The 22,943-nt window shown below is 73.8% G+C and carries 23 protein-coding genes; 18 read left to right on the top strand and 5 right to left on the bottom strand.

The window, feature by feature from the left end:
• From Ae717Ps2_RS25010 to Ae717Ps2_RS25000, 3 genes are read left to right on the top strand one after another with little or no spacing between them, the layout of a single operon-like run.
• Entirely contained in the window at window positions 1–789 is a 789-nt protein-coding gene (locus Ae717Ps2_RS25010; protein ID WP_075329709.1) for an enoyl-CoA hydratase/isomerase family protein, read from the top strand.
• A gap of 2 nt (window positions 790–791) precedes the next feature.
• Window positions 792–1,022 carry a hypothetical protein gene (locus Ae717Ps2_RS25005; RefSeq protein ID WP_075309726.1) on the top strand — a complete coding sequence of 77 codons (231 nt, stop codon included), beginning with the start codon at window positions 792–794 and terminating at the stop codon, window positions 1,020–1,022.
• A complete protein-coding gene (locus Ae717Ps2_RS25000; RefSeq protein WP_075309728.1) occupies window positions 1,019–1,732 on the top strand; it encodes a flavin reductase family protein in 714 nt (237 codons plus the stop codon). The genes Ae717Ps2_RS25005 and Ae717Ps2_RS25000 overlap by 4 nt, the downstream gene beginning before the upstream one ends.
• Before the next feature lie 60 nt (window positions 1,733–1,792).
• Here Ae717Ps2_RS25000 and Ae717Ps2_RS24995 read toward each other — a convergent pair whose 3' ends face one another.
• Entirely contained in the window at window positions 1,793–2,407 is a 615-nt protein-coding gene (locus tag Ae717Ps2_RS24995; RefSeq protein ID WP_075333954.1) for a CGNR zinc finger domain-containing protein, read from the bottom strand.
• Between the two features lie 168 nt (window positions 2,408–2,575).
• Here Ae717Ps2_RS24995 and Ae717Ps2_RS24990 point away from each other — a divergent pair, with 168 nt between their 5' ends.
• Both Ae717Ps2_RS24990 and Ae717Ps2_RS24985 read left to right on the top strand, forming a co-directional pair.
• Window positions 2,576–3,442, top strand: a complete 867-nt coding sequence (locus tag Ae717Ps2_RS24990; protein ID WP_075333953.1) for a sulfurtransferase — start codon at window positions 2,576–2,578, stop codon at window positions 3,440–3,442.
• Window positions 3,439–4,371 carry a ketopantoate reductase family protein gene (locus Ae717Ps2_RS24985; RefSeq protein WP_083702491.1) on the top strand — a complete coding sequence of 311 codons (933 nt, stop codon included), beginning with the start codon at window positions 3,439–3,441 and terminating at the stop codon, window positions 4,369–4,371. The genes Ae717Ps2_RS24990 and Ae717Ps2_RS24985 overlap by 4 nt, the downstream gene beginning before the upstream one ends.
• 48 nt (window positions 4,372–4,419) lie before the next feature.
• Here the strand turns inward: Ae717Ps2_RS24985 and Ae717Ps2_RS24980 are convergent, their stop codons facing one another.
• A complete protein-coding gene (locus Ae717Ps2_RS24980; RefSeq protein WP_075309734.1) occupies window positions 4,420–5,205 on the bottom strand; it encodes an SDR family oxidoreductase in 786 nt (261 codons plus the stop codon).
• Between the two features lie 124 nt (window positions 5,206–5,329).
• Here Ae717Ps2_RS24980 and Ae717Ps2_RS24975 point away from each other — a divergent pair, with 124 nt between their 5' ends.
• The 13 genes from Ae717Ps2_RS24975 to Ae717Ps2_RS24915 all read left to right on the top strand — a co-directional run bounded on the left by Ae717Ps2_RS24975 (window position 5,330) and on the right by Ae717Ps2_RS24915 (window position 21,576).
• Window positions 5,330–6,553: a cytochrome P450 gene (locus tag Ae717Ps2_RS24975; RefSeq protein ID WP_075312699.1), complete on the top strand. Its 1,224-nt coding sequence runs from the start codon at window positions 5,330–5,332 to the stop codon at window positions 6,551–6,553.
• Window positions 6,550–8,010 (top strand): aldehyde dehydrogenase family protein, encoded by a 1,461-nt coding sequence (locus Ae717Ps2_RS24970; RefSeq protein WP_083695341.1) that lies wholly within the window; start codon window positions 6,550–6,552, stop codon window positions 8,008–8,010. Before Ae717Ps2_RS24975 ends, Ae717Ps2_RS24970 begins: the two co-directional genes overlap by 4 nt.
• A gap of 99 nt (window positions 8,011–8,109) precedes the next feature.
• The gene (locus Ae717Ps2_RS24965; protein WP_020627127.1) at window positions 8,110–8,796 is read left to right on the top strand and encodes a TetR/AcrR family transcriptional regulator; all 687 of its coding nucleotides are present in this window, start codon (window positions 8,110–8,112) and stop codon (window positions 8,794–8,796) included.
• 152 nt (window positions 8,797–8,948) lie between these two features.
• Entirely contained in the window at window positions 8,949–10,529 is a 1,581-nt protein-coding gene (locus Ae717Ps2_RS24960) for an AMP-binding protein (RefSeq protein WP_075309736.1), read from the top strand.
• On the top strand, window positions 10,520–11,152 hold the full coding sequence (locus Ae717Ps2_RS24955; protein ID WP_020623975.1) for a histidine phosphatase family protein: 633 nt from the start codon (window positions 10,520–10,522) through the stop codon (window positions 11,150–11,152). The genes Ae717Ps2_RS24960 and Ae717Ps2_RS24955 overlap by 10 nt, the downstream gene beginning before the upstream one ends.
• A gap of 64 nt (window positions 11,153–11,216) precedes the next feature.
• Window positions 11,217–11,849, top strand: a complete 633-nt coding sequence (locus tag Ae717Ps2_RS24950) for a hypothetical protein (protein ID WP_020623976.1) — start codon at window positions 11,217–11,219, stop codon at window positions 11,847–11,849.
• Window positions 11,850–11,876: 27 nt separating this feature from the next.
• Complete coding sequence (locus Ae717Ps2_RS24945) at window positions 11,877–13,493, top strand: pyruvate, phosphate dikinase (protein WP_075309738.1); 1,617 nt, start codon at window positions 11,877–11,879, stop codon at window positions 13,491–13,493.
• 355 nt (window positions 13,494–13,848) lie between these two features.
• Window positions 13,849–15,588 carry a PEP-utilizing enzyme gene (locus tag Ae717Ps2_RS24940; RefSeq protein ID WP_075333952.1) on the top strand — a complete coding sequence of 580 codons (1,740 nt, stop codon included), beginning with the start codon at window positions 13,849–13,851 and terminating at the stop codon, window positions 15,586–15,588.
• A 74-nt stretch (window positions 15,589–15,662) separates the two neighbouring features.
• The gene (locus tag Ae717Ps2_RS24935; RefSeq protein WP_075333951.1) at window positions 15,663–15,971 is read left to right on the top strand and encodes a YciI family protein; all 309 of its coding nucleotides are present in this window, start codon (window positions 15,663–15,665) and stop codon (window positions 15,969–15,971) included.
• A 200-nt stretch (window positions 15,972–16,171) separates the two neighbouring features.
• Window positions 16,172–17,773 (top strand): long-chain fatty acid--CoA ligase, encoded by a 1,602-nt coding sequence (locus Ae717Ps2_RS24930; RefSeq protein ID WP_075333950.1) that lies wholly within the window; start codon window positions 16,172–16,174, stop codon window positions 17,771–17,773.
• On the top strand, window positions 17,770–18,768 hold the full coding sequence (locus tag Ae717Ps2_RS24925) for an LLM class flavin-dependent oxidoreductase (protein WP_075309746.1): 999 nt from the start codon (window positions 17,770–17,772) through the stop codon (window positions 18,766–18,768). The genes Ae717Ps2_RS24930 and Ae717Ps2_RS24925 overlap by 4 nt, the downstream gene beginning before the upstream one ends.
• Before the next feature lie 106 nt (window positions 18,769–18,874).
• Window positions 18,875–20,827, top strand: coding sequence for an acetoacetate--CoA ligase (locus Ae717Ps2_RS24920; RefSeq protein ID WP_075309748.1), 1,953 nt, complete (start codon window positions 18,875–18,877; stop codon window positions 20,825–20,827).
• A gap of 2 nt (window positions 20,828–20,829) precedes the next feature.
• The gene (locus tag Ae717Ps2_RS24915) at window positions 20,830–21,576 is read left to right on the top strand and encodes an LLM class flavin-dependent oxidoreductase (RefSeq protein WP_075309750.1); all 747 of its coding nucleotides are present in this window, start codon (window positions 20,830–20,832) and stop codon (window positions 21,574–21,576) included.
• A 30-nt stretch (window positions 21,577–21,606) separates the two neighbouring features.
• Here Ae717Ps2_RS24915 and Ae717Ps2_RS24910 read toward each other — a convergent pair whose 3' ends face one another.
• The 3 genes from Ae717Ps2_RS24910 to Ae717Ps2_RS24900 all read right to left on the bottom strand — a co-directional run bounded on the left by Ae717Ps2_RS24910 (window position 21,607) and on the right by Ae717Ps2_RS24900 (window position 22,911).
• Window positions 21,607–21,918 (bottom strand): hypothetical protein, encoded by a 312-nt coding sequence (locus tag Ae717Ps2_RS24910; protein WP_075309752.1) that lies wholly within the window; start codon window positions 21,916–21,918, stop codon window positions 21,607–21,609.
• Between the two features lie 59 nt (window positions 21,919–21,977).
• Window positions 21,978–22,583 (bottom strand): NAD(P)H-dependent oxidoreductase, encoded by a 606-nt coding sequence (locus Ae717Ps2_RS24905; protein WP_020621566.1) that lies wholly within the window; start codon window positions 22,581–22,583, stop codon window positions 21,978–21,980.
• Window positions 22,584–22,707: 124 nt separating this feature from the next.
• Window positions 22,708–22,911, bottom strand: coding sequence for a CsbD family protein (locus tag Ae717Ps2_RS24900; RefSeq protein ID WP_075333949.1), 204 nt, complete (start codon window positions 22,909–22,911; stop codon window positions 22,708–22,710).
• Window positions 22,912–22,943: the final 32 nt, after the last annotated feature.

Genomic DNA, 22,943 nt, shown 5'->3' with positions numbered 1-22,943 from the left:
ATGTCCCACGTGTCCGTCACCATCGCCGACGGCGTCGCGACGCTGGTGCTGCACAACCCGCCACAGAACCGCATCGGCACCACCATGGTCGACGAGCTCGACGCCGCGCTCACCGAGATCGCCGCCGGCGACGCCCGCGCCGTGGTCCTGCGCGCCGACGGTCCCGACTTCAGCTTCGGTGGCGACATCGAGCCCTGGCCCCACTGGGGCCGCCGTGAGATGCGCGCGCACTTCGAGCACTTCCTGCAGACGTTCAACCGCTTCGAACGCCTTCCGCTCCCCACGGTCGCCGCGGTGCAGGGCCTGTGCTTCGGCGGCGGGCTCGAGCTCGCCGTCCGCGCCGACCTGATCGTCGCCGGCCGCTCCGCCCGGTTCGGCCACCCGGAACAGTCGATCGCCATCGTCACCCTGCTCGGCGGGGTCTACCGGATCGCCGAGCGGGCCGGCCGCTCCCGGGCGATGCGCTGGGCGCTGACCTCCGAGCAGGTCCCCGCCGCGGAGATGGAGCGGTTCGGCGTCGTCGACCGGGTGGTGGACGACGAGACCCTCCACGACGAGGCCGCCGCGCTCGCCGCCCGGTTCGCCGCCGGTCCCACGCTCGCCCATGCGGCGCACAAGAGCCTCCTGCGGACCTGGGCCGTCGGCGGCGTCGCCGCGGCCGACGAGGCGATCTTCGACGTCGCGATCCCGCTGTTCGACAGCGCCGACACCCGGATGGCGATCCCCACCGCCGTCGAGGCCCTGCACGCCGGCCGCCCGCGCCCGGTGATGTCGTTCGAGGGACGCTGACGATGACCGATCTCCTGCACGTCGACGTCCACGTCAGCCCGTCGATCCCCACCGCGATCACCGACCTGCCGCCCGACCTCGACGTCCGGGTCTGGTCACCCATCGCGATCACGCTCATCGGCAGCGCGCTCGAGCTCTACCAGGCCATGCGCACCCGGCACCCGGACCGGATCAACCCCGGCGCGCTCCGGGGCTCCGCCCGCGCCGCATTCCCGACGGAGACCCGTACATGATCATCGACACCGCCGAGCTGGACGCCACCGAGGCCTACAAGCTGCTCATCGGCAGCATCGTGCCCCGGGCGATCGCGTGGGTCAGCACCGTCTCGACCGACGGCGTCGCCAACCTCGCGCCCATCTCCTTCTTCACCGCGGTCGGGCGCAGGCCGCCGATGGTGTCGCTGACCATGCAGCCCCGCAGCACCGGTGAGCTCAAGGACACCTTCACCAACATCCGTGACACCGGCGAGTTCGTCACCAACCTGGTCTCCCTGCCCCAGGCCCACCAGATGCACCGCACCGCCCACGAGTTCGCTCCCGAGGTGGACGAGTTCGAGGCCGTCGGACTCGCCAAGGCGCCCTCGGAGGTCGTGGCGGCCCCCCGGGTCCGCGACGCCCCCATCCACTTCGAATGTCGAGTCGACCGGATCATCCCGGTCGGCGACCTCGACGACCACGTCGTGTGGGGTGTCGTCGAACGGGTGCACCTGCGTGACGACCTGTACCTCGACCGCGGCCGGGTCGACACCGCGGCGCTGGCGCCCGTGGGCCGCCTCGCCGCCGAGTACACGCTGGTCGAGAACGTCTTCACCACGCCGCTCGACGACGCCGTGCTCCGCGGCCGCGGCGGACGGATGCGCCGGCTCGACGAGCACGACACCACCTTCAGCCCGATCGGGACCGACGCCTGGTCACCGTCGGGCTCGGTGCGCACCGAGGGCTGACGGGCCACCGGGAGCCGGCGGCCCGGATGCCGCGCGGGTGCCGACGGCCGGGGCGTGCCGTCAGCCGCGCTCGGCGTCGGCCGCCTCCAGCGCCGCGCGCCGCCGTGCCCTGGAAGCGCGCAGGTTCACCGCGTTCCCGCAGACCCGCACGTCGTGCCAGGCGCCGCTGTTGTTGCGGGACCGGTCGTAGAACACGACCGCACACCGTTCGTTGCGGCAGGTCTTGAGCCGGCGCCAGCTGTCGGCGCGCTGGGCCTCGAGCACCTCGATGAGGAACTGGCCCACCACGGTGCGCCACCCCTGCCCGCGCGGGCGCAGGACCACCGAGCCGTCGGCGGCCAGCACCAGGCCGACCGAGGCGCTGCGCAGGTACTCGTCCTCGGCCGCGCCCTGACCCCGATCCGGTGCGGAGACCACGGCCCGCAGGTCGGCGCGCAGTGCCTGCAGCTCCTCCAGGCCCCGGTCGTCGAGCACCGCCGACGGCAGGGACCGGCCGGTGGTCGCGGTCCAGTCCGACAGCGCCGAGTCGAGCCAGGTCCGCGCGCTGTCGAGCTCCCCGAGCAGATCCGGCTGACGAGGGCGTCCTGCCGGGATGGTGTTCAGCAGGTCCTGCACCAGGGCCAGGCCGCCGTCGGCGACGGCGGTGTCGTAACGCGACGTGGCGGTCCAGGGCATGGCACGAGTCTAGCGCAGCGCGCCCACTACGACGTAGGCGAGTAGGGAACGCGTGCATCGTCATCCTCGCATTCGAGGGGCAGAACTAGCTGTCATGGGCTTAAGGTTGTCTCAACACAGACGTAAGCTAAAGCTGTTTGTTTAAGTCGATACGAGTGGAGCTGAGCCATGAGCCGCCAGGACGCCCTGATCACCGCCGACCGGGCGGAGGAGAACCTCGGCACGCCCGGTGTGGTGTTCGTCGAGGTCGACGAGGACACCACCGTCTACGACGGCGGGCACATCCCCGGTGCCGTCCGGATCGACTGGAGGACCGAGCTGCAGGACCAGGTCCGTCGCGACGTCGTCGACCGGGCCGGCTTCGAGGCGCTGCTCTCGGCCAAGGGAATCGCGAACGACGACACGGTGGTGCTCTACGGCGGCAACAACAACTGGTTCGCCGCCTACGCCTACTGGTACTTCACGCTCTACGGCCACCCGGCGGTGAGACTGCTCGACGGCGGCCGCAAGAAGTGGGAGCTCGACGGGCGCAGGCTCGACACCTCCGTGTCGGCGCGCCCGCGGACGACCTACACCGCGGGTGAACAGGACCGCTCGATCCGAGCCTTCCGCGACGAGGTCGTCGACGCGATCGGAACGGCGTCGCTGATCGACATCCGTTCGCTCGAGGAGTACGCCGGTCGTCTGCTGGCCCCCGCGCACCTCCCCCAGGAGCAGGCCCAGCGTGGCGGGCACATCCCGGGGGCGGTGAACATCCCGTGGAGCCGCGCGGTCGCCGAGGACGGCACGTTCAGGTCCGACGACGACCTGCGGGCGCTCTACGGGGGTGCGGGCATCGACCGCGACACCAGGGTCATCACCTACTGCCGCATCGGCGAGCGCTCCTCGCACACCTGGTTCGCCCTGCACGAGCTCCTCGACCACCCCGGGGTGAAGAACTACGACGGGTCCTGGACCGAATACGGCTCGCTCGTCGGGGTGCCCGTCCAGACCGGCGACGAGCGGGGCTCCGCCGTCGCTCCGTCCCGGGCGTGACGACGCCGATGAGGACCCTGGTGCTCGGCGCCGGTGCGACCGGCGGCTACCTCGGTGCGCGTCTGCTCGCCGCGGGCCGCGAGGTCACCTTCCTGACCCGCCCGGCCACCGCCGACCGGCTGTCCCTCGAGGGGCTGCAGATCCGCGGGGTCGACGGGGCGACCCACTCCCACCTGCTCCCGTCCGTGGTGACCGCCGACGAGCTGCGCTCCCCGTACGACCTGGTCGTCGTGGCGGTGCGCGGCAACGCGCTGCCGGACGCGGTGAAGGACGTCGCCGCCGCGGTGGGACCGCACACCCAGATCGTGCCGCTGCTCAACGGGATGGCGCACCTGGACACGCTGGTCGATGCCTTCGGTGCCGGAGCGGTGCTCGGGGCGACCGCCCGGCTGGCGGCCACCCTGTTGCCGCACGGCGTGATCGTCGAACAGGCGGTCGGCGCCACGCTGGAGCTCGGACGTCCGGGAGCCCCGGGCGAGGACCCCGCGGTCGAGGCGGTCCGCCGCGAACTCTCCGTGGACGGGATCGCGGTGCGCGTCGTCGAGGACATCCGTTCCGCGATGTGGGCGAAGTGGGTCTTCATCGCCGCGAGCACGGTGCTGACGTGTCTGGGCGGCGCCCGGGTGGGGGACGTCGCGGCGGCCCCGGGTGGACCGGGCCTCGTCGACGCCGTGGTCACCGAGCTCTCCGCCGTCGCCGGGGCCGACGGCCACGCCGGCGACCCCGCAGCGCTCGTGCGCGGTCTCTCCGATCCGAGCTCGGGGTTCGTGCCGTCGATGACCCGCGAGCTGTGGGCCGGGCGACCGGTGGAGGTCGAGGTTCTCGACGAGCTCGCGGCCCTCGCCCGACGCCGAGGGCTCGCCTCGCCGCTGCTCGACGCGGCGCGGGTGCGCCTGCGGCTCGGCCGTGAGCCGCGGCCGGCGGGCTGAGCGGCGTCCCACTCCCAGGTGCATCGCGTTCGCAGACGGCGCGTCACCTCAGCGGACGGCGCGCGCCCGCAGGGCGGTGAGCCCGCCGTCGAGGCGCAGGTCGATCCCGTTCAGCCAGGAGGCCGCGGGCGACAGCACGAACTCGACCACGGCGGCCACCTCCTCGGCGCGCGCGTTGCGCCCGACCAGCCGGCTCGCCTCGTCGAGGGTGGGCATCGTCGCCCGGAAGTCGACCAGGATCGGGGTCTCGACCGGGCCGGGGCTGACGCTCACCGCCCGGACACCGCGTGGGTGCAGCGTCGCCGCCAGGTCGACGGCGAGGGCGTGGACCACCTGCTTGGACAGCTGGTACGCGCCGGGACCGTCGAGTGCGGTGGCCTCCAGCGCGGCCTGCAGGTCGTCGTCGTCGAGCGCGAGGTAGCGGTCGAGCTCGTCCGGGGTCGCGGTGCCCCGGTACCCGGCCATCGACGACAGCAGCACCACCGCGGAGCCGGGGGCCAGCAGCGGGGTCAGTGCCCCGACCACCCGGCGGAGCCCGACCACGTTGACCGCGTGCACGACCGGCGGCGGGACGCTCCCGGGCACCCCCGCGACGGCGGCCACCCCGTGCAGCGGGCCCGTGGCGCGGACCGCCGCCACCGCCGCCTCGACCGCGGCCGGGTCGGTGAGGTCGCAGACGAGCGGCTCGGCTCCGTCCGGGACCCCGGAGACCGCGCGGTCGAGGGCGACGACCTGGTGCCCGGACGTGACGAGCCGGTCGGTGAGCGCCGCGCCGATGCCCGATCCGGCACCGGTGACGACGAACCGGCGGACACCGGCTGGGTCGGTGGTCATGGGGCTCCTCGAGGTCGTGGCGGATGCGATCGGCGGGCTTCCGCGGGCTCGGAGTTTATGTATAGTCTCGTTCGCAAAACTGGTCCACAGTCGGACCGGACGTCGGTACGGGATGGAGATCGCCATGGCCGCCTCGACAGAGTGCCCCGTCGGTGGGGTGCGCGGCGTCGACCTGCTCGACGCGGGCGTGTTCGCCGCCGGACGGGACCCGGAGATGTTCCGCGTCCTGCGCGACGGGGCCCCGCTGCACTGGAACCCCGGCCCCGGCGAGGGGGAGGGGTTCTGGTCGGTGACCCGGTACGCCGACGTCGAGGCCGTCGCCAAGGACGCCGACCGTTTCGGCAACGGCCAGGGCACCCAGATCCCGGACCGGCGTGCCGAGGGGAACGGCCCGCGCCAGATCCACAACATGGACGCCCCCGACCACGTGCCGTTCCGCCGGGTCCTGACCTCCACCTTCACCCCGCGGGCGGTGGAGCGGCTGGCGGCGCGCGTCGAGGAGGTCACCGGCGCGCTGCTCGACGAGGCGCTCGAGCTCGGCGAGTTCGACTTCGTCGAGGTCATCGCCTCGCGGCTGCCCCTGCTGGTGTTCGCGCCGATGCTGGGGGTGCCGGTCGAGGACGCGGACCTGCTGCTGCGCTGGACCAACGAGTCCTCCAGCGAGGACCCGGAGTACTCCGCGGGCCCGGAGACGGCGGCGCGGGCGCGCGACGAGCTGTTCGCGTACTACGCCGACCTCACCGAGCAGCGACGGGCCTGCCCGGCCGACGACATCGTCAGCACGCTGACCCGGGCCACGCCGAAGGGGGAGCCGCTCACCCAGGAGTGGCTCAACCCGTACTACATGGTGCTGACCGTCGCCGGGAACGAGACCACCCGCAACCTGCTCTCCGGCTCGGTCGCGGCGCTGTCGGAACACGGGCGGTGGGACGAGCTGCGTGTCGGCGGCGCACCGCTGCTGCGGTCGGGCATCGAGGAGATGGTCCGCTGGGTGTCCCCGGTGGTGCACATGCGCCGCACCGCCACCGAGGACGTCGAGCTGCACGGGCAGACCGTGCGGGCCGGGGAGAAGCTCGTGCTGTGGTTCGCCGCCGCCAACCGCGACGAGCGCGTGTTCGACGCACCGGAGGAGTTCCGCCTGGACCGCAAGCCGAACCGGCACCTCGGGTTCGGCGCGGGCCCGCACTACTGCCTCGGGGCCCACCTGGCGCGGATGGAGACCAGGGTCTTCTACGAGCAGGTCCTGGCCCGCGGGATCCGGATCGAGCCGCTCGCCGAGCCCGACCGCCTGCTGTCCAACTGGTTCCACGGGATCAAGCGGCTGCCCGTGCGGGTGACGCAGGGATGACCGCGGCCCCGGGCATCCGGCCGGGTGCGCACCTGGTCGTCGACCGGCTCTCCCACCGCATCGGTGGCAAGTGGGTCGAGGCCGGCGGGGCGCCGATCGCTGTCGGGTCCCCCGCCACCGGCGCGACCGTCGCCCACGTCGGCGGGGGCACCGCCGAGGACGCGGGGCGCGCCGTGACCGCCGCCGTTGCGGCGGGCCCCGCGTGGGCCGACACCCCGGTGGCCCGCCGCGCGGAGATCGTCCGCGCCCTCGGGGACCTGCTCGCCGCGCACACCGACGACCTGGCCGGTGTCGTCACCACCGAGGTCGGGATGCCGTACCACCTGGCCGGGCCCGCGCAGGTCGCGGTGCCCGCCAGGGTGCTGCACCTGACCGCCGACGCGGCGCTGTCCCACCCGTGGTCCGAGCCGGTCGCCGCGGGCGAGGTGCTGCGGGTGCCGGCCGGGGTGGTCGTCGCCATCACGCCGTGGAACATGCCCCTGCACCAGATCGCGGCGAAGGTCGGGCCCGCACTGGTCGCGGGCTGCACCGTGGTGCTCAAGCCCAGCGAGGTGGCGCCCCTGACCGCGTTCGCCCTGGTCGGGCTGGCCGAGGAGGCGGGAGTCCCGCCGGGTGTGCTGAACCTCGTCACCGGCACGGGGCCGGTGGTCGGCGAGGCGTTGGTGCGCGATCCACGGGTCGCGGTCGTCTCGCTGACCGGCAGCGGCCCGTCCGGTGCCCGGGTCGCCGAGCTCGCCGCGCCCGGCATCACCCGGGTCTGTCTCGAGCTCGGAGGCAAGTCGGCCAACGTGCTCCTCGACGACGCCCCGTTCGACCGGGCAGTGCCTGCGGCCGTGGCGCAGGCGTTCTTCAACTCCGGGCAGGCCTGCAACGCCCTCACCCGGCTGCTCGTGCCCGCACACCGGCACGACGAGGTCTGCGACCTGCTCGTCACCGCGGTCCGGGCGCTGACGGTCGGCGACCCCTGGGACGCCGGGACCGATCTCGGCCCGCTGGTGAGCGAACGGCAGCTGCGGTCGGTGCGCGGGCACGTCGACCGGGCGCGTGCCGACGGTGCCCGCCTGCTCGTCGGCGGCAGTGAGCCCGACCCCGACCTGCCCGAGGGGCACTACCACCGCCCGACCGTGTTCACCGGCGTCGACCCGGGGTCCGCGCTGGCCAGGGAGGAGGTGTTCGGCCCGGTCCTCGCGGTGCTCACCCACAGCGGCGACGACGACGCGGTCCGCCTGGCCAACGACACCGAGTACGGCCTGGCCGCGGGCGTCTGGTCGGGCGACCCGGACCGGGCCCGCGCGGTCGGGCGTCGCATCCGGGCCGGCCAGGTCAAGGTCAACGGCGTCCGCACCCGCGACGGCCTCGACGCGCCCTTCGGCGGTCTGGGTCGGTCCGGTCTGGGCCGGGAGCTGGGCCGGTTCGGGATCGACGAGTACGTGGAGCTCGTCTCCCTGCTCGGGTGACCGCCGCACGGCCCGGGGCTCCGCCCCGGTGGGTACAGTGACGCGACTATCGCATTCGCGCCCGCGTACAGGGCGGCGCGACAGGGGGCCGGAGGTCGGGTGGCCGAGCAGGACAGCGCGCAGCAGGACGCGCCGGAGGCCCCGCAGCGCCAGGTCCGGGGCAAGAACGCCCGGGGCATGCGGACCCGCCGGCAGCTCATCGATGCCGCCGCCGACTGCTTCGCCGAGTACGGCTACACCAGTACCCGGATCTCCGACATCGTCTACCGGGCCGGGGTCTCGCAGGGGAACTTCTACCGGCACTTCACCAGCAAGGACGAGATCTTCCTGGAGGCGCTGCGGCCGGGCCTGGACTCGCTCGTCGAGTCCAGCCGGCGCAGCACCGTCGGCGACCGCCTGGACCTGGCGACGATGGAGGAGCTCACCTCGGCCTACCTGGTCTCCTACACCCGCAACCGGCACCTGCTGCGGGTCATGCGGGAGGCCGCGGCCATCCGGTCCGACGAGGGCTTCACCGAGCTCTGGCTGCGCCAGCGCGCGTCGTTCGTCGAACGGACCGCGGGCTGGCTGCGTCGCCTGCACGCCGCCGGACGCATCGCGGAGACCGACTTCGGGCTGCTGGCCGACGTGCTCGGCTCGGCCGTCGAGCAGATGGCCTACGTGCACATCGGCCTGGCCGAACGGGCCCCGCGCCCCGAGGAGCTGCAGCGGCTCGCCCGCGGCGTCGCCGAGGTCTGGCACCGCTCCATCCCGATCCTCGACGAGGGTCCGCCCGCCGGGTCCTGACCCACCCCGGTCGACCCGATGACTGCCGGGTCGCACATGGCCGGGCGCCGACGCGTGTCCGGACCGGCCCGAACCTTGTCCGGGCACGCCCCACGCGGTACCTTCGGCTCGTCGTAATGTGAACGAACATTGCAAAACTGAGCGGAGGAAGCGTGTACCCCGCATCGTTCGCGGTCACGGTGCCCGACCGGACCGCCCTCGTCGTGGCGGGCCGCGGTGACGCGGTCACCTACGCCGCGCTCGATGACCGCAGCGCCCGGCTCGCGGGTCTCCTGCACGCGGCCGGCCTGCGCCCGGGCGACACCCTGCTGATCGCCTGTGGCAACGACGTCCGCTGGGGCGAGGTGTTCTGGGCAGCCCGGCGCAGCGGGCTCCACCTCGCCGCGGTCAACCGGCACCTGTCCGCCGCAGAGCTCGTCCCGATGACCGAGGACGCCCGCCCCGCCGCCGTCGTCGCGGGCGGGGCCGGGATCGCGAAGGCGCTGGACGACGCGCTGGCCCGCGCGGGCGTCCCGGTGCCCGCGGTCCGGCTGGTCATCGGCCCGGACGTGCCGTCGGGCTGGACCGGCCACGACGCCGCGGTGGCCGCCGCACCCCGGCTCCCGCGCGACGCCGAGACCACCGGCGGCCGGATCCTCTGGAGCTCGGGCACCACCGGCCGTCCCAAGCCCTTCCGGGTGGCCCCCACGGGCGGTCACCCGGCCGACGGACCGGTCCGCTCGGCCGCCCTCATGCGCAGCCTCGGGTTCCGTACCGAGCCCACCGGCCCGGGTGAGGCCCCCGACGTGCTGCTCGTCGCCGGGCCGGCCTACCACGCGGGCCCGCTCGGCTTCCTGCAGTCGGTCCAGGAGGTCGGCGGCACCGTCGTGCTCATGGAGCGCTTCGAGCCCGAGGCCGCGCTCGCCGCGATCGAGCGCTACCGGGTCACCCACAGCCAGTGGGTCCCGACGATGTTCGTGCGCCTGCTCCGCCTGCCCGACGAGGTCCGGAACCGCTACGACCTGTCGTCGCACCGGGTCGCGGTGCACGGCGCCGCGCCGTGCCCGCCGGAGACCAAGCGTGCGGTCCTCGACTGGTGGGGGCCCATCGTGCACGAGTACTACGGCTCGTCGGAGGGCTACGGGCGCACCACCATCGGCCCGCACGAGTGGCGCGAACGCCCCGGGTCGGTCGGGCGTCCTGCCGGGAGCACCGTGCACGTCGCCGACGCGGACGGCCGCCCGCTCGGCCCGGGCGAGGTCGGCGCGGTGTGGTTCGCCCGGCCCGGTGCCGCCGAGCCGCAGCGACGTCCGGACGGCGCCGCCGACCTGGCCGCGACACCGGGCTGGGGGACCGCGGGCGACCTCGGCCACGTCGACGCCGACGGCTACCTCTACCTCGACGGCCGCAGCGGCCACACGATCATCACCGGCGGGGTCAACGTGTACCCCCGGGAGGTCGAGGACGTGCTGCTCCCGCACCCGGAGGTCGCCGACGCCGCCGTCGTCGGGCTGCCCGACCCGGAGTTCGGGGAGCGGGTCGTCGCCGTCGTCGTGCCCGCCGCCGACGCCGACCGGACGGGGCTCGCCGATCGGCTCGTCGCGCACTGCCGCGCCCGCCTCGCCGGGTTCAAGACCCCCCGCGAGGTCCGTCTCGTCGAGTCCCTGCCGCGCAGCGACGCCGGGAAGGTCAGGATGGGCGAGCTGCGCGCGTCGCTCGTCCCGGAGCCCGCCGGGAGCAGACCGTGGAGCTGATCGTCGTCCGGCACGGGCGTCCGGAGACCGTGCAGGGGCACGTCGCCGGCGCCGACCCCGGTCTCACCGAGGAGGGCCGCCACCAGGCGGACCTGCTGGCCGCACTGCTGACCGGGGCGGCCGGGCTGACCCCCGACCGCATCGTGTCCAGCCCGATGCGCCGAGCGCTGCAGACGGCACACCCGCTCGCCGAGCGCACCGGGCTGCCGGTCGCCGTCGACGACCGGCTCGCCGAGTTCGACCGCGGCGCGCACACCTACGTGCCCGTGGAGCTCAGTGGCACCGACCGGGCCGCCCAGTGGCGGGCGCTCGAGTCCGGCGTCTGGGGCGAGCACCGGTTCGACCCGGAGGCCTTCGAGCAGCGCGTGCTCGCCGCGTTCGAGGACGTCATCGCGGCGAACCCCGGGCAGCGGGTCGCCGTCGTCTGCCACGGCGGTGTGATCAACGCGTTCCTGTCCCGTCTGCTCGGTCGCCGACGCAGCATGTTCGTCCAGCTCGACTACACCTCGTTCAGCAGGTTGCTCGCCTCGAGCGGGGGCGTCCGCCAGCTGCGCAGCATCAACGAGACCCCGCACCTGCTCCTCCCGGCCACCGGGCCGGGGCTGCACAGCCGGTCCGCCTGAACCCCACCATGACCCCGTCGACACCGTTTTGACACCGTCGTCACCACGAACCGGAGGAAGCGCCGTGACCGCCGACACCACCACGTCGCCCGACCTGCTCGTCCTGCACACGCTGCGACTGTCCGGCTTCGTCGCCGCCCCGGTGATCGCCCGCCGGACGGAGCTCGACCACGTGACCGTCGACGCCGCCCTCGCCGCGGCCGCGGAGGCCGGCCGGGTGAAGGAGCGCACCGGACGCGTCGCGGGCTGGACGCTCACCGCCGAGGGCCGCACCGAGCACGCCCGGTTGCTGGCCGCCGAGCTGGACGCGTCCGGGGCGCGCGCGGCCGTGGAGCGGGCGGAGGCGCGGTTCCTGGAGCTCAACCAGCCGTTCAAGGAGATCTGCTCGCGCTGGCAGGTCCGTCCCGACGGCACCCCGAACGACCACTCCGACCCCGCCTACGACCGTGGTGTCGTCGACGAGCTCGGTGCCCTGCACCCGCGTGCGGTCGAGGTGACCGCCGAGCTCGCGGGGGTGCTGCCGCGGTTCGGCCGCTACCCGCGCGACCTCGCCGCGGCCTGGGAGCGGGTCGACGGCGGCGAGACGACGGCGTTCGCCGCGCCGCTGCGGGAGAGCTACCACGACGTGTGGATGGAGCTCCACCAGGACCTGATGAGCACGCTGGGCCGCGAGCGCGGCGCCGCCGACGGCCACTGAGCCGCACCGCAGACCGTGAGGACGACGATGACCAGCACGGCCACCGCGGCGTCCACCGCCGTGTTCGCCTTCGACCACCCGCACGAGCGGCCCCCGCGCGAGCTGGCCGACCTGCTCGGTGGCAAGGGCGCCGGGCTCGCCGAGATGACCTCGGTGCTCGGCCTGCCGGTGCCCCCGGGCTTCACCCTGGGGCTGCCCGTGTGCGCCGCCCACCGCGCCGGAGGATGGCCCGCCGGGCTCGACGAGGCCATCACCACCCAGCTGGCCGCCCTGGAGGAACGCCTGGGTCGCCGCTTCGGCGACCCGGCCGACCCGCTGCTCCTCGCGGTGCGCAGCGGCGCCCCACGGTCCATGCCGGGGATGCTCGACACCGTCCTCAACCTGGGGCTCGACGAGGCCACCACGGCGGGCCTCGCCGAGGTCTCCGGTGACCCGGTGTTCGCCTGGGAGAGCTACCGGCGGTTCCTCGCCATGTTCGCGACCACGGTGCTCGGGGTCGACCACGCCCTGATCGGGCCCGCCCCCGCCGAGCGCACCGAGGCCGCGCTGCGCGCCGCGGTCGACCGCGTCCGCGCGGTCCTCGGCGCCGCGGGGACCCCGGTACCGACCGACCCGCGCGCCCAGCTGCGCGCCGCGGTCGAGGCGGTGTTCCGCAGCTGGGACAGCCCACGCGCCCGCGCCTACCGCGAGCGCGAGGGCATCCCGGACGACCTCGGCACCGCGGTGAACGTGCAGGCCATGGTGTTCGGCAACCGCGACGACTCCTCCGGGACCGGTGTCGTGTTCACCCGCGACCCGTCCACCGGCGAGAACGTCCCCTACGGCGACTTCCTGCTCCGGGCCCAGGGCGAGGACGTCGTCGCCGGCACCGCCCGCACCACCCCGATCGCGGGGATGGCGACGTCCCTGCCGCGGGCGCACGCCGAGCTGACCGGGCTCCTCGACCGTCTGGAGCGCCACTACCGCGACATCTGCGACGTGGAGTTCACCGTCGAGAGCGGGCGGCTCTGGGTGCTCCAGACCCGGGTCGGCAAGCGCGGCGCCGTCGCCGCGGTGCGTGCGGCGGTGGAGATGGTGGACGACCCGGCGATCGGGCTGTCCCGGGCCGAGGCGCTCGCCCGGGCGCCCGAGCAGGTGCGGGAGCGGGCGCGGGCCGAGGTGCTCGCCGCGGGCCGCGGGGCCGCGTCGACCCCGGCGGCGCTCACCACCGGTCTCGGCGCCTCGCCGGGCCGGGTCAGCGGAGCCGTCGTGCTGAGCGCCGACGCGGCCGCCGACGCCGAGGGCGACGTCGTGCTGGTCCGGCCGGAGACCAGCCCGGAGGACGTGCACGGCATGTCGGTCGCCGTCGGCATCCTGACCAGCACCGGTGGGCTGGTCAGCCACGCCGCCGTCGTCGCGCGCGGCTGGGGCATCCCGGCCGTCGTCGGGGCGGAGGAGCTGCACGTGGGCACCGACGCGGTGCACGCCGCCGATGGGACCCGGCTGTTCGGGCCCGGCGACGTCGTGACCGTCGACGGCGCGACCGGCGAGGTGTGGCTCGGCGACGTGACCGCGGGTGCCGACGACGGCGCCTCGGACGCCGAGGTCGTCGCCCGGTTGCTTCCCGCGCTCGCCGTGCTGGACGGCTGGGCCGCCGCCGGCTGAGTCCGGAACGGAGGACCGCGACCGGGCCGGCGCACCGAGCTCGCGTGCGTGCGGTCTCCGCCTCGACGGCGAGGAATGCGAGGGATGAGTCGCACCCGGGGTGCCCGAAGGGCGAGACGTGCGGGTCCTGCCAGGTCAACGCCCGACGGCGCGACGCTCGACATGACCGGTCTGTCGCGTCGAGATCGCCCGAGGTCGTGGGCGACGCCGCCCGAGCACGGCGGAGTGACGGTTGACACGCCGCCCGTCGCTCGCCAGAATGCGACGGAGAAGTCGCACATCGAGCGTCGCGCCGACGCCCGGGTGCCCGGACCTCCGCCCGTGTGCGGACCTCGATGACGAGGAGACCAGCTCCGTGACCGACTGGCCCATCTTCGACCGCACGTCGAAGACCTTCCCGCTCTACTCCCGGGCGAACGTCGGCGAGATCTTTCCCGACCCGATCTCGCCGCTGAACGCCTCGACCGGCTTCCAGGCCAACCTCGAGCCGGGCTGGCGGGACGCCTTCGTCGCCTGCGGCGTCTGGGACCACGACCTCTACGACGCCTCGGTCGAGCGCAACGTCCTGCCCGCCTTCGGGAGCTACCTCTACATCAACATGTCGCTGATGCGCCTGTTCGGCGTGCGAGTGCCGGGGATGGGCGCCGAGGCCGTCGACCTGCAGTACTTCGGCGACATGCCGGGCATCCCGAGCTACGAGAGCGAGAAGCGCGACTTCGACGACGACCCGGCGTACTCGGAGAAGGCCGGCGCCTGGCTGATGAACGAGGTCCTGCTCGCGAAGGACCTCGCCGCCTACGACGCCGACCGGCGGACGGTGCTGGACATCCGGTCGCAGCGACCGGACGTCGCGACGTTGTCGGACGCCGCGCTCGCCGAGCGCATCACCTCGTTCAACGACGTCCTGCGTGGCCTGTTCCAGCGCCACATCGAGTCCAGCCTCAAGTCCGGCGTCGGTCTCGGGGCCATCTCGCAGATCGCCGCGGCGGTCGGGCGCCCGGAGCTGGCCCTGACCCTGGTCGCCGGCATCGGCGACGTCGACTCCGCGGGTCCGTCGCACGGGATGTGGACACTGAGTCGCCTCGCGCGCACCGGCCCGGTCGCGGAGCTGTTCGACGGTGGTGTCGAGGGCCTGGACGCCCGGCTGCGGTCCTCCGGCGACCCGCGGGTCGCGGAGTTCGTCGCAGGGCTCGACGCCTTCCTCGGCGAGTGGGACTTCCGTGGCCCGGCCGAGTGGGAGCTGCGGGCGCTGACCTGGAGCCTGCGGCCCGAGCTCGCGCTGCACACGGTCGACCGGATGCGCGGCGTCTCGGACGAGGAGTCCCCGCAGATCAAGAACGCCGAGCGGGTCCGGCAGCGGGAGGAGGCCACCGCGACCGTGCGGGAGCTGCTGGCCGGTGACGCGGAGGCCGGCGGCCAGTTCGAGGCTGCGCTGCACGCGGCGGCGCTCTGGCTGCGCGGGCGGGAGCGTTCCCGCACCACGGCCGCGATGCTGATCCACGAGCTGCGGCTGCCCGCGCTGGAGCTGGGCCGGCGCGGCGCCGAGGCCGGTCACCTGGACGCGGCGAAGCAGATCTTCATGCTGTTCGCCGAGGAGCTGCCCGCCTACCTCGCCGATCCGGGCTCGTTCACCGCCACCGTCCGCGAGCGCGAGCGCGTCTACCTGGAGATGTTCGACCTCGAGCCGCCGTTCGTCGTGGTCGGTGACCCACCGCCGACCAGCGAGTGGGTGCGCCGCTCGGGTCGGACGCACACCGCGGCCGTCGCCGGGGAGACCATCCAGGGAGTGTCCGGTTGCACCGGGGTCACCCGGGGTCGGGCGCGGGTGCTGCTCGACCCGAACGACCCCTCGGCGCTGGAGCCGGACGAGATCCTCGTCGCGCCCATCACCGACCCGTCGTGGACGCCGCTGTTCGTCGCGGCGTCCGCGGTGGTCGTCGACGTCGGGGCGCCGTTCTCGCACGCCGCGATCGTGAGCCGTGAGCTCGGCATCCCGTGTGTCGTGTCGGCGACCGAAGCGACCGGCCGGATCCCGAACGGCGCGCTGATCGAGGTCGACGGGACCGCCGCCACGGTCACCGTGATCGAGGTCTGACCGCGGCGCGCCGGGACCGGTCACAGCCCGGCCGGCCCCGGCGCACCGCCCCGAGCCCGTGCGACGATCGCACCGTGGCCACCACCTTCGCGCTGATCTACACCTACACCGACGACACCGAGCTGCGGGACGCCACCCGCTCCGCGCACCGGGACTACCTGCGCCCCTTCGGCGAGGACGGCACGATGCTCGCCGCGGGCGCCTGGGCGCCGGGGGAGGATCCGGGCGGGCTGCTGATCTTCCGGGTCGAGGACCGGGCCGCGGTGCAGCGCATCGTCGACAACGACCCGTTCACCGCCGCCGGCGTCGTCGCCCGCGCCGACATCCGCGAGTGGGCGCCCCCGCTGGGTCCGCTCGCCGGGGCGCTGACCGGCCAGAACTGACTCCGGGGGCAGCCGTCCCCACCCGCGCCGCACGGGCCGGGAGCGCACCGCGCTCCCGGCCCGTCGTCGTCCCCGGGGCCGTCGTCCCGACGCGTCGGACGGGCACGACCGGGTCGCAGCCCGCACCAGAATCTTGACAACTGTCCAGAAACTCGCCACGGTCATCGCTGTCCGCAACGGTGCGAGTCCGGGGAGCTGCGATGTCGTTGACCTTCTATCTCGACAAGGGCGCCTCGCTGGACCCCGCCGCGCCCTGCCTGACGCTCGATGGCACCTCGCTGTCCTACGGCGAGGTCGTCGACCTTTCGCACGCCGTCGCGCGGGCCCTGCGGCGCTCGGGCGTCGCCCCCGGTGACAAGGTCGGCATCCTGTCGGCGAACGACCCGACCGCGTTCTCCTGCGTGTTCGGCATCGCCCGGGCCGGGGCGGTCTGGTGCCCGATCAACCCGCGCAACGCGGCCGGGGAGACCGCCGAGCTCCTGGACCTGTTCGACTGCACCACGCTGATCTTCCAGCCGTCCTTCGACGACCTCGTCTCCACGATCGCCCCGGATCTCCCGCAGCTGCGGACACTGGTCCGTCTCGGCACGGGCACCGACCGCGCGCAGGCCTTCGACGCCTGGCTCGACGCCGCCCGCGACGACGCGTCCGCCGAGGCCGCGCCGCCCGAGGAGATCGTGGCGCTGGTCGGCACCGGCGGCACCACCGGGCGTCCCAAGGGCGTGCTGCTGACCGACCGCAACGTCGAGACGATGTCGGCGATCACGCTGATGAGCTACCCCTTCGACGAGCGCCCGGTCTACCTCGCGCTGGCCCCGCTCACGCACGCCGCGGGCGTGCTCTGCTTCCCGGTGATGGCCCGCGGCGGCGAGGTCGTGATCATGCCGAAGCCCGACGTCGGCCGGTTCCTGGAGCTGATCGAGACGCACCGGGTCACGCACACGTTCCTGCCGCCGACGCTGATCTACATGGTGCTGGGCCACGAGGCTCTCGACACGACGGACCTGTCGTCGCTGCAGTGCTTCTGGTACGGCGCGGCCCCGATGTCGGTGGCCCGGCTGGCCGAGGCGCTGGACCGGATCGGGCCGATGGCTCAGCTGTTCGGCCAGTCCGAGGCGCCCATGATGATCTCGACGATGTCGCCCGCCGAGCACCGCCGTCCCGACGGGAGCATCGCCACCGAGCGGCTGGCCTCGGCCGGACGGCCGTCACCGCTGGTCGTCGTGGCGATCCTCGACGAGCAGGGCAGGCCGGTCCCGCGCGGCGAGCGTGGCGAGATCTGCGTGCGCGGGTCGCTGGTCATGGCGGGCTACTACCGCAACCCCGAGGCGACGGCGGAGGTGTCGGCGCACGGCTGGCACCACACCGGCGACATCGGCCGGCTCGACGACGACGGGTTCCTCCACATCGTCGACCGCGCCAAGGACATGGTCATCTCCGGCGGGTTCAACGTGTACTCCGCCGAGGTGGAGCAGGCCCTGATGGCGCACGACGCCGTCCAGGACTGCGCCGTGGTCGGCCTGCCCGACGAGAAGTGGGGCGAACGGGTCACCGCGGTGGTCCAGCCCCAGCCCGGTGCCGAGATCGACACCGAGGAGCTGGTCGCGTTCGTCAAGGCGCGCATCGGTTCCGTGAAGGCCCCCAAGCAGATCGAGATCTGGAGCGATCTCCCGCGCTCGACCGTGGGTAAGGTTCTCAAGAACGAGATCCGCGTCACACTCTCCGTCAGTGACGCCACCGACGACATCGTCGGCGACGTCGTTGGCGACACTGTCATGCCGCAAGGAGGCAGCATCACATGAAGCTCGCTCTGTACCTCCCCAACTTCCGTGACCTGGTCACGGTCAAGGAGCTGGAGGACCTCACCGCCCTGGCCGAGGAGCTCGACTTCGACTCGGTCTGGACGCTCGACCGGATCGTCGTCCCCGAGAAGTCCGACCGCCAGGAGCTGCAGTACTCCTTCGGCATGATGGACGGGCTGCCGAACGCCCTGCCCGTGTCCTCGCGCGGCAAGTGGTTCCAGGGCTACCCGCTGATCCCGTGGCTCGCCGCGAAGACCACCAAGGTCCGCATCGGCATGAGCATCATCGACACCCCGTTCCGCTCGCCCGGCGTTCTCGCCGCGGAGCTGGCGACCATCGACCACCTCTCCGGCGGCCGCCTGAACGTCGGTGTCGGGTCCGGCTGGATGCCCGAGGAGTTCGCCGCGGCGAGCGCCGCACACATCTTCCCCAAGCGGCACAAGCACGTGCGCGAGTCGATCGAGATCATGCAGGGCATCTGGGACAAGAGCGCCGACCACTACGAGTTCCACGGCGAGTTCGCCGACTTCGACGCCTGCGGCTTCGGGCACAAGCCGCTGCAGGACCCGCGCCCGCCGATCTTCATGAGTGGCCTCAAGGACCCGCTGCGGTCGGCGCGCCGGATCACCAAGTACGACCTCGACGGCTGGATCGGCATCCAGGACTCGCCCGAGCGCCTCGCCCAGTGGATCACCGCGATCGACGAGCAGTTCGAGGAGATCGGCAGCCCCAAGCGGGCCAAGGACCTGGAGATCTGCTCGATGATCTGGACGGTCATCACCGACGAGGAGGTCGACCAGACCGTCAACGGTGTCGCCTCGAACCTGCTGGTGGGGACGGAGAAGCAGCTCACCGACCGACTCAAGGCGTACAAGGAGGCGGGGATGACCATGCCGCTGATCTGGCCGCCGTTCGCCGACGTGCCGGTGGCGAAGACGCTCGACGACCTGAAGCGGATCAAGAACGACATCATGCCGAAGGTGCTCGCCTCCTGAGGCTCCCGGGCCGCACCGCAGCACCGCAGCGCAGCGCCGTGTCGGCGGGCCCACCTCCCCGGGTGGGCCCGCCGGCACGCGGGACGCCCGTACGGAGGAGACACCGATGACCGACGTCCTCTGGACCCCGTCGGCGGAGCGCATCGAGCGGTCCGCGCTGCGTGCCTACCTCGACCGGCTGGCCGAGCGGGAGGGGCGCCCGTTCGACGACCACGACGCCCTGCACGCCTGGTCGGTCGCCGACGTGGACCGGTTCTGGTGCTCGGTCGTCGACCACTACGGCGTCGCGTTCTCCACGCCGTTCACGCAGGTCCGCACCACCGACCCGATGCCGCACACCCGCTGGTTCACCGGCGCGCGGCTGAACTGGGCCGAGCACGTGCTGCGCCACGGCGGCGACGACGACACGGCCCTGGTGTGCGTGCAGGAGGGCGGCACCCCCGCCCGGGAGATCACCTGGTCACGGCTGCGCCGGTCGGTCGCCGCCGCTGCGGCCTGGCTGCGCCGCGCCGGCGTCGAGCCCGGGGACCGGGTCTGCGCCTACCTGTCCAACACCGAGCACGCGGTGATCGGCCTGCTCGCCGCGGCCGCGGTCGGCGCGGTGTGGTCCTGCTGCTCGCCCGACTTCGGCGCCGAGGGCACCATCGGCCGGCTCGCCCAGCTCGAACCGACCGTCCTGATCGCCGCCGACGGCTACCACTGGAACGGCACGGTCGTCGACCGCGGCGACGTCGTCGCCCGGCTGCGGGAGAACCTGCCGAGCGTGCGGCACGTCGTGCACGTCGGCCACGCGGTCGACCGGCCCGCCCCGGACGGCACCACGCCGTGGGCGGAGCTGCTGGCCGTCGACGCGGAGCCGGAGTTCGCGCAGGTGGAGTTCTCGCACCCGCTGTGGGTGCTGTTCACCTCCGGCACCACCGGCCTGCCCAAGGGGCTGGTCCACGGCCACGGCGGCATCACCCTCGAAGGGCTCAAGTGGTCCGGGCTGTACTGCGGGCTGCGTGCGGGCGAGCGGATGTTCACCTACACCTCCACCGGCTGGGCGCTGTGGAACATGCAGCTCGGCGCGCTCAGCCAGGGCGCGTCGATCGTGCTCTACGAGGGCAGCCCCGGCCACCCGCCGGGCGCGGTCTGGGAGGTCGCCGCCCGGACCGGCGCCGACGTCGTCCTCCTGGGGGCGGCGGTGGTCACCGCGACGGCGAACAGCGGCGTCTCCCCGCGCGCCGACCACGACCTGTCCCGGGTGCGGCACGTCATGGTCAGCGGCTCGGCGCTGCCGCCCGCTGGCTACGACTGGCTGTACTCCCACGTCTCGCCGGACCTGCGGGTCGACTCCACCAGTGGCGGTACCGACATCTCCGGCTCCTTCGTCGGGGCGAACGAGTACTCCCCGGTGCGGGCCGGGCGGATCGGCGGGCGCCTGGCCGGGGTCGACTGCGCCGCCTGGGACGACGACGGGAACCCGGTCGTCGACGAGGTCGGGGACCTGGTGGTCACCCAGCCGATGCCGTCCATGCCGGTGCACCTGTGGAACGACCCCGACGCGCGCCGCTACACCGACTCCTACTTCGACACCTGGCCCGGCGTCTGGCGCCACGGTGACTGGGTGACCGTGCACGGCGACGGCAGCGTCTCCATCCACGGCCGCTCGGACTCCACCCTCAACCGCCAGGGCGTGCGCCTGGGCACCGGCGACTTCTACGACGTCCTGGAGACGATGGAGGAGGTCACCGAGGCCCTCGTCGTCGGCGTGGACCTCCCCGACGACGGGTACTGGCTGGGCCTGTTCGTCGTCCCCGCCGCGGGGCATCCGCTCGACGACGACCTCCGGGCGAGGATCGTGACCACGCTGCGGACCCGGTTGACCCCCCGGCACGTGCCCGACGAGATCGTCGAGGCGCCCGCGGTGCCGCACACCCTGTCCGGCAAGCGGCTGGAGGTGCCGGTCAAGAAGCTGATGGCCGGGCGTCCGCTGGAGAAGGCGGCGAACATCGCCTCGGTCGACGACCCCGACGTGCTGCGCTGGTACGCCCGGTTCGCCGCCGAACGGCGGGCCTGACCGTGCGCCTGGGCGCGACGCTCGCGCACCTGTCCGACGCGCCGCCCCACCCGGTGGTGCCGTGGGCACGGCGCCTGGCCGGCGCGGGATTCGCCCACCTCTGGGCGCCGGAGATCATCGGCCGCGGCCGGCTCGTGCCGGACCCGTTCGTCGCGCTCGCCGCCGCGGCCGGGGCCACCGACGGAGTCGGGCTGGCGACGGGCACCGTGCAGGTCCCGCTGCACCACCCCGCGGAGCTGGCGCACCGGATGCTGTCGTTGCAGGCCGTGTGCGGGGACCGGCTGGCCCTGGGCATCAGCCCCGGCTCCACCCGCGACGACTACGCCACCCTCGACCGCGACCACCGCACCCGTTTCCGGACCTTCGACGAGAACGCGGCCCGGCTCCGCGACCTGCTGGAACACGGCCACGACGACCACGCCCGGCTCGCCGACCCGCCGGCCGCCCGCCCGCCGCTGCTGCTCGGCTCCTGGGGCGCGAACGTCGAGAAGGCGGCCCGGCGCTTCGACGGCTGGCTCGCCTCGGGCTACCGCACCACCCCCGCGGAGATGATCGAGGCGCTGGGGCGCTACCGGGCCGCCGGCGGGCGCCGCGCCGTCGCCTACGCCCTACCGGTCCCCGCGGGGACCGACCTCGGGCGCCTGGGCGAGACGCTGCACCGCTATGCCGACGCGGGGTTCGACGACGCCGTCGTGGTCATCGAGCCGGACGGGCCGGACCCGGAGCGGGTCCGGGCGCTGCTGGCGTAGCGCCGCGTCGGACCCGGGCCGGTGCCGGTCTCAGGCCCGTTCGACGTGTGCGCGCACCGCGGTGCCGTCGTCGGAGATCCAGCCCTTGCTCCGGGCGTAGCCGAGCATGCCGGCCAGGTCGTCCTCCCAGCCCGGGCCGACCCGACCGGCGGCGAGCCTGCGGACGGCGTCCACCCGGACCAGGACGTGCTCGCCGTCGTCGGAGACCTCGCCGAGCCCGGTGCGGCACACGGTGTCGGCGAGCTCCCCGTCGGCCAGTCCCTCGGCGGCGACGACGTGGAACGCGCGCACGTCACCCGGGTCGACGAGCTCGACGTCGCCCGGGGTGATCCGGAAGTACATCCGTCGAGGTTAACCCGTGCGTACGTGCGGTGGCCGGTTCGGCGCCGCCGCGATCGGGGTCAGCCCGCGAGCTTTCCGGCGACGGTGACCACGCGGGTGGCGAGGTGGTCGAGCGCGGCGTTCTCGGCGTCGCCGAGCGGGGCGTCGTTGTTCGCCCCGGTCACGTGCGAGGCGCCGTAGGGGTTGCCGTCGACGAACTTGGTCGGGTCGGTGTAGCCGGGCGCGACGACGATCCCGCCGAAGTGGTGGATCGTGTTGTACAGGGCGAGCAGGGTCGACTCCTGGCCGCCGTGCAGGGTCTGGCTGGAGGTGAACCCGGCGTAGACCTTGTCGGCGAGCAGGCCCTGGCCCCACTGCGGGCCGAGCGAGTCGATGAAGGTCTTCAGCTGCCCGGCGATGTTGCCGTAGCGGGTGGGGGAGCCGAACAGGACGGCGTCGGCCCACACGATGTCGTCGGCGGTCGCGGCGGGGACCTCGGGTGCGGCCTCGGCGTGCGCGGCCTGCGCCTCGGTGGCCTGGCGCTCACCGCTGGTCGCCTCGCGGGCGACGCGACGCAGGCGCACCTCGGCGCCCGCCTTCTCACCGGCCGCGGCGGCCCGGTGGGCCATCGCGTCGACGGTGCCGGTGGCGGAGTAGTAGACGATGGCGAGCTTCACGGTGCTCATGGTTCCTCCGTGGGGTTCGAGGAGGAGCCCGGTACGGCGTCGGACCCGGCTCGGTACGCCGACGGCCTTCCCGTTCGGGGCGACCGGCATGCCTGCCGGTCGCCCCCGTCACGGTGACGCCGGGTCAGCTCGTCGAGCCGCCCAGCGCGTCCTTGACGTTGCCCGCCGCGTCCTTCAGCTTCTCGCCGGCGTCCTTCAGCGACGCCTTCGACTGCTCGGCCTTGCCCTCGACCTGCAGCTCGCGGTCGCCGGTGGCCTCGCCGGTCTTCTCCTGGGCGACGCCCACGGCGTTCTCGGCCTTGTTCTTGACCTTGTCGGTGAACGACATGACTACCTCCTCGGTGGACTGTGCGTAGGAGG

It is taken from the genome of Pseudonocardia sp. Ae717_Ps2 (assembly GCF_001932475.1).
Lineage (GTDB): Bacteria > Actinomycetota > Actinomycetes > Mycobacteriales > Pseudonocardiaceae > Pseudonocardia.
Note: the sequence above shows the minus strand (reverse complement) of the source record. Positions and strands in the feature narration are given on the sequence as shown.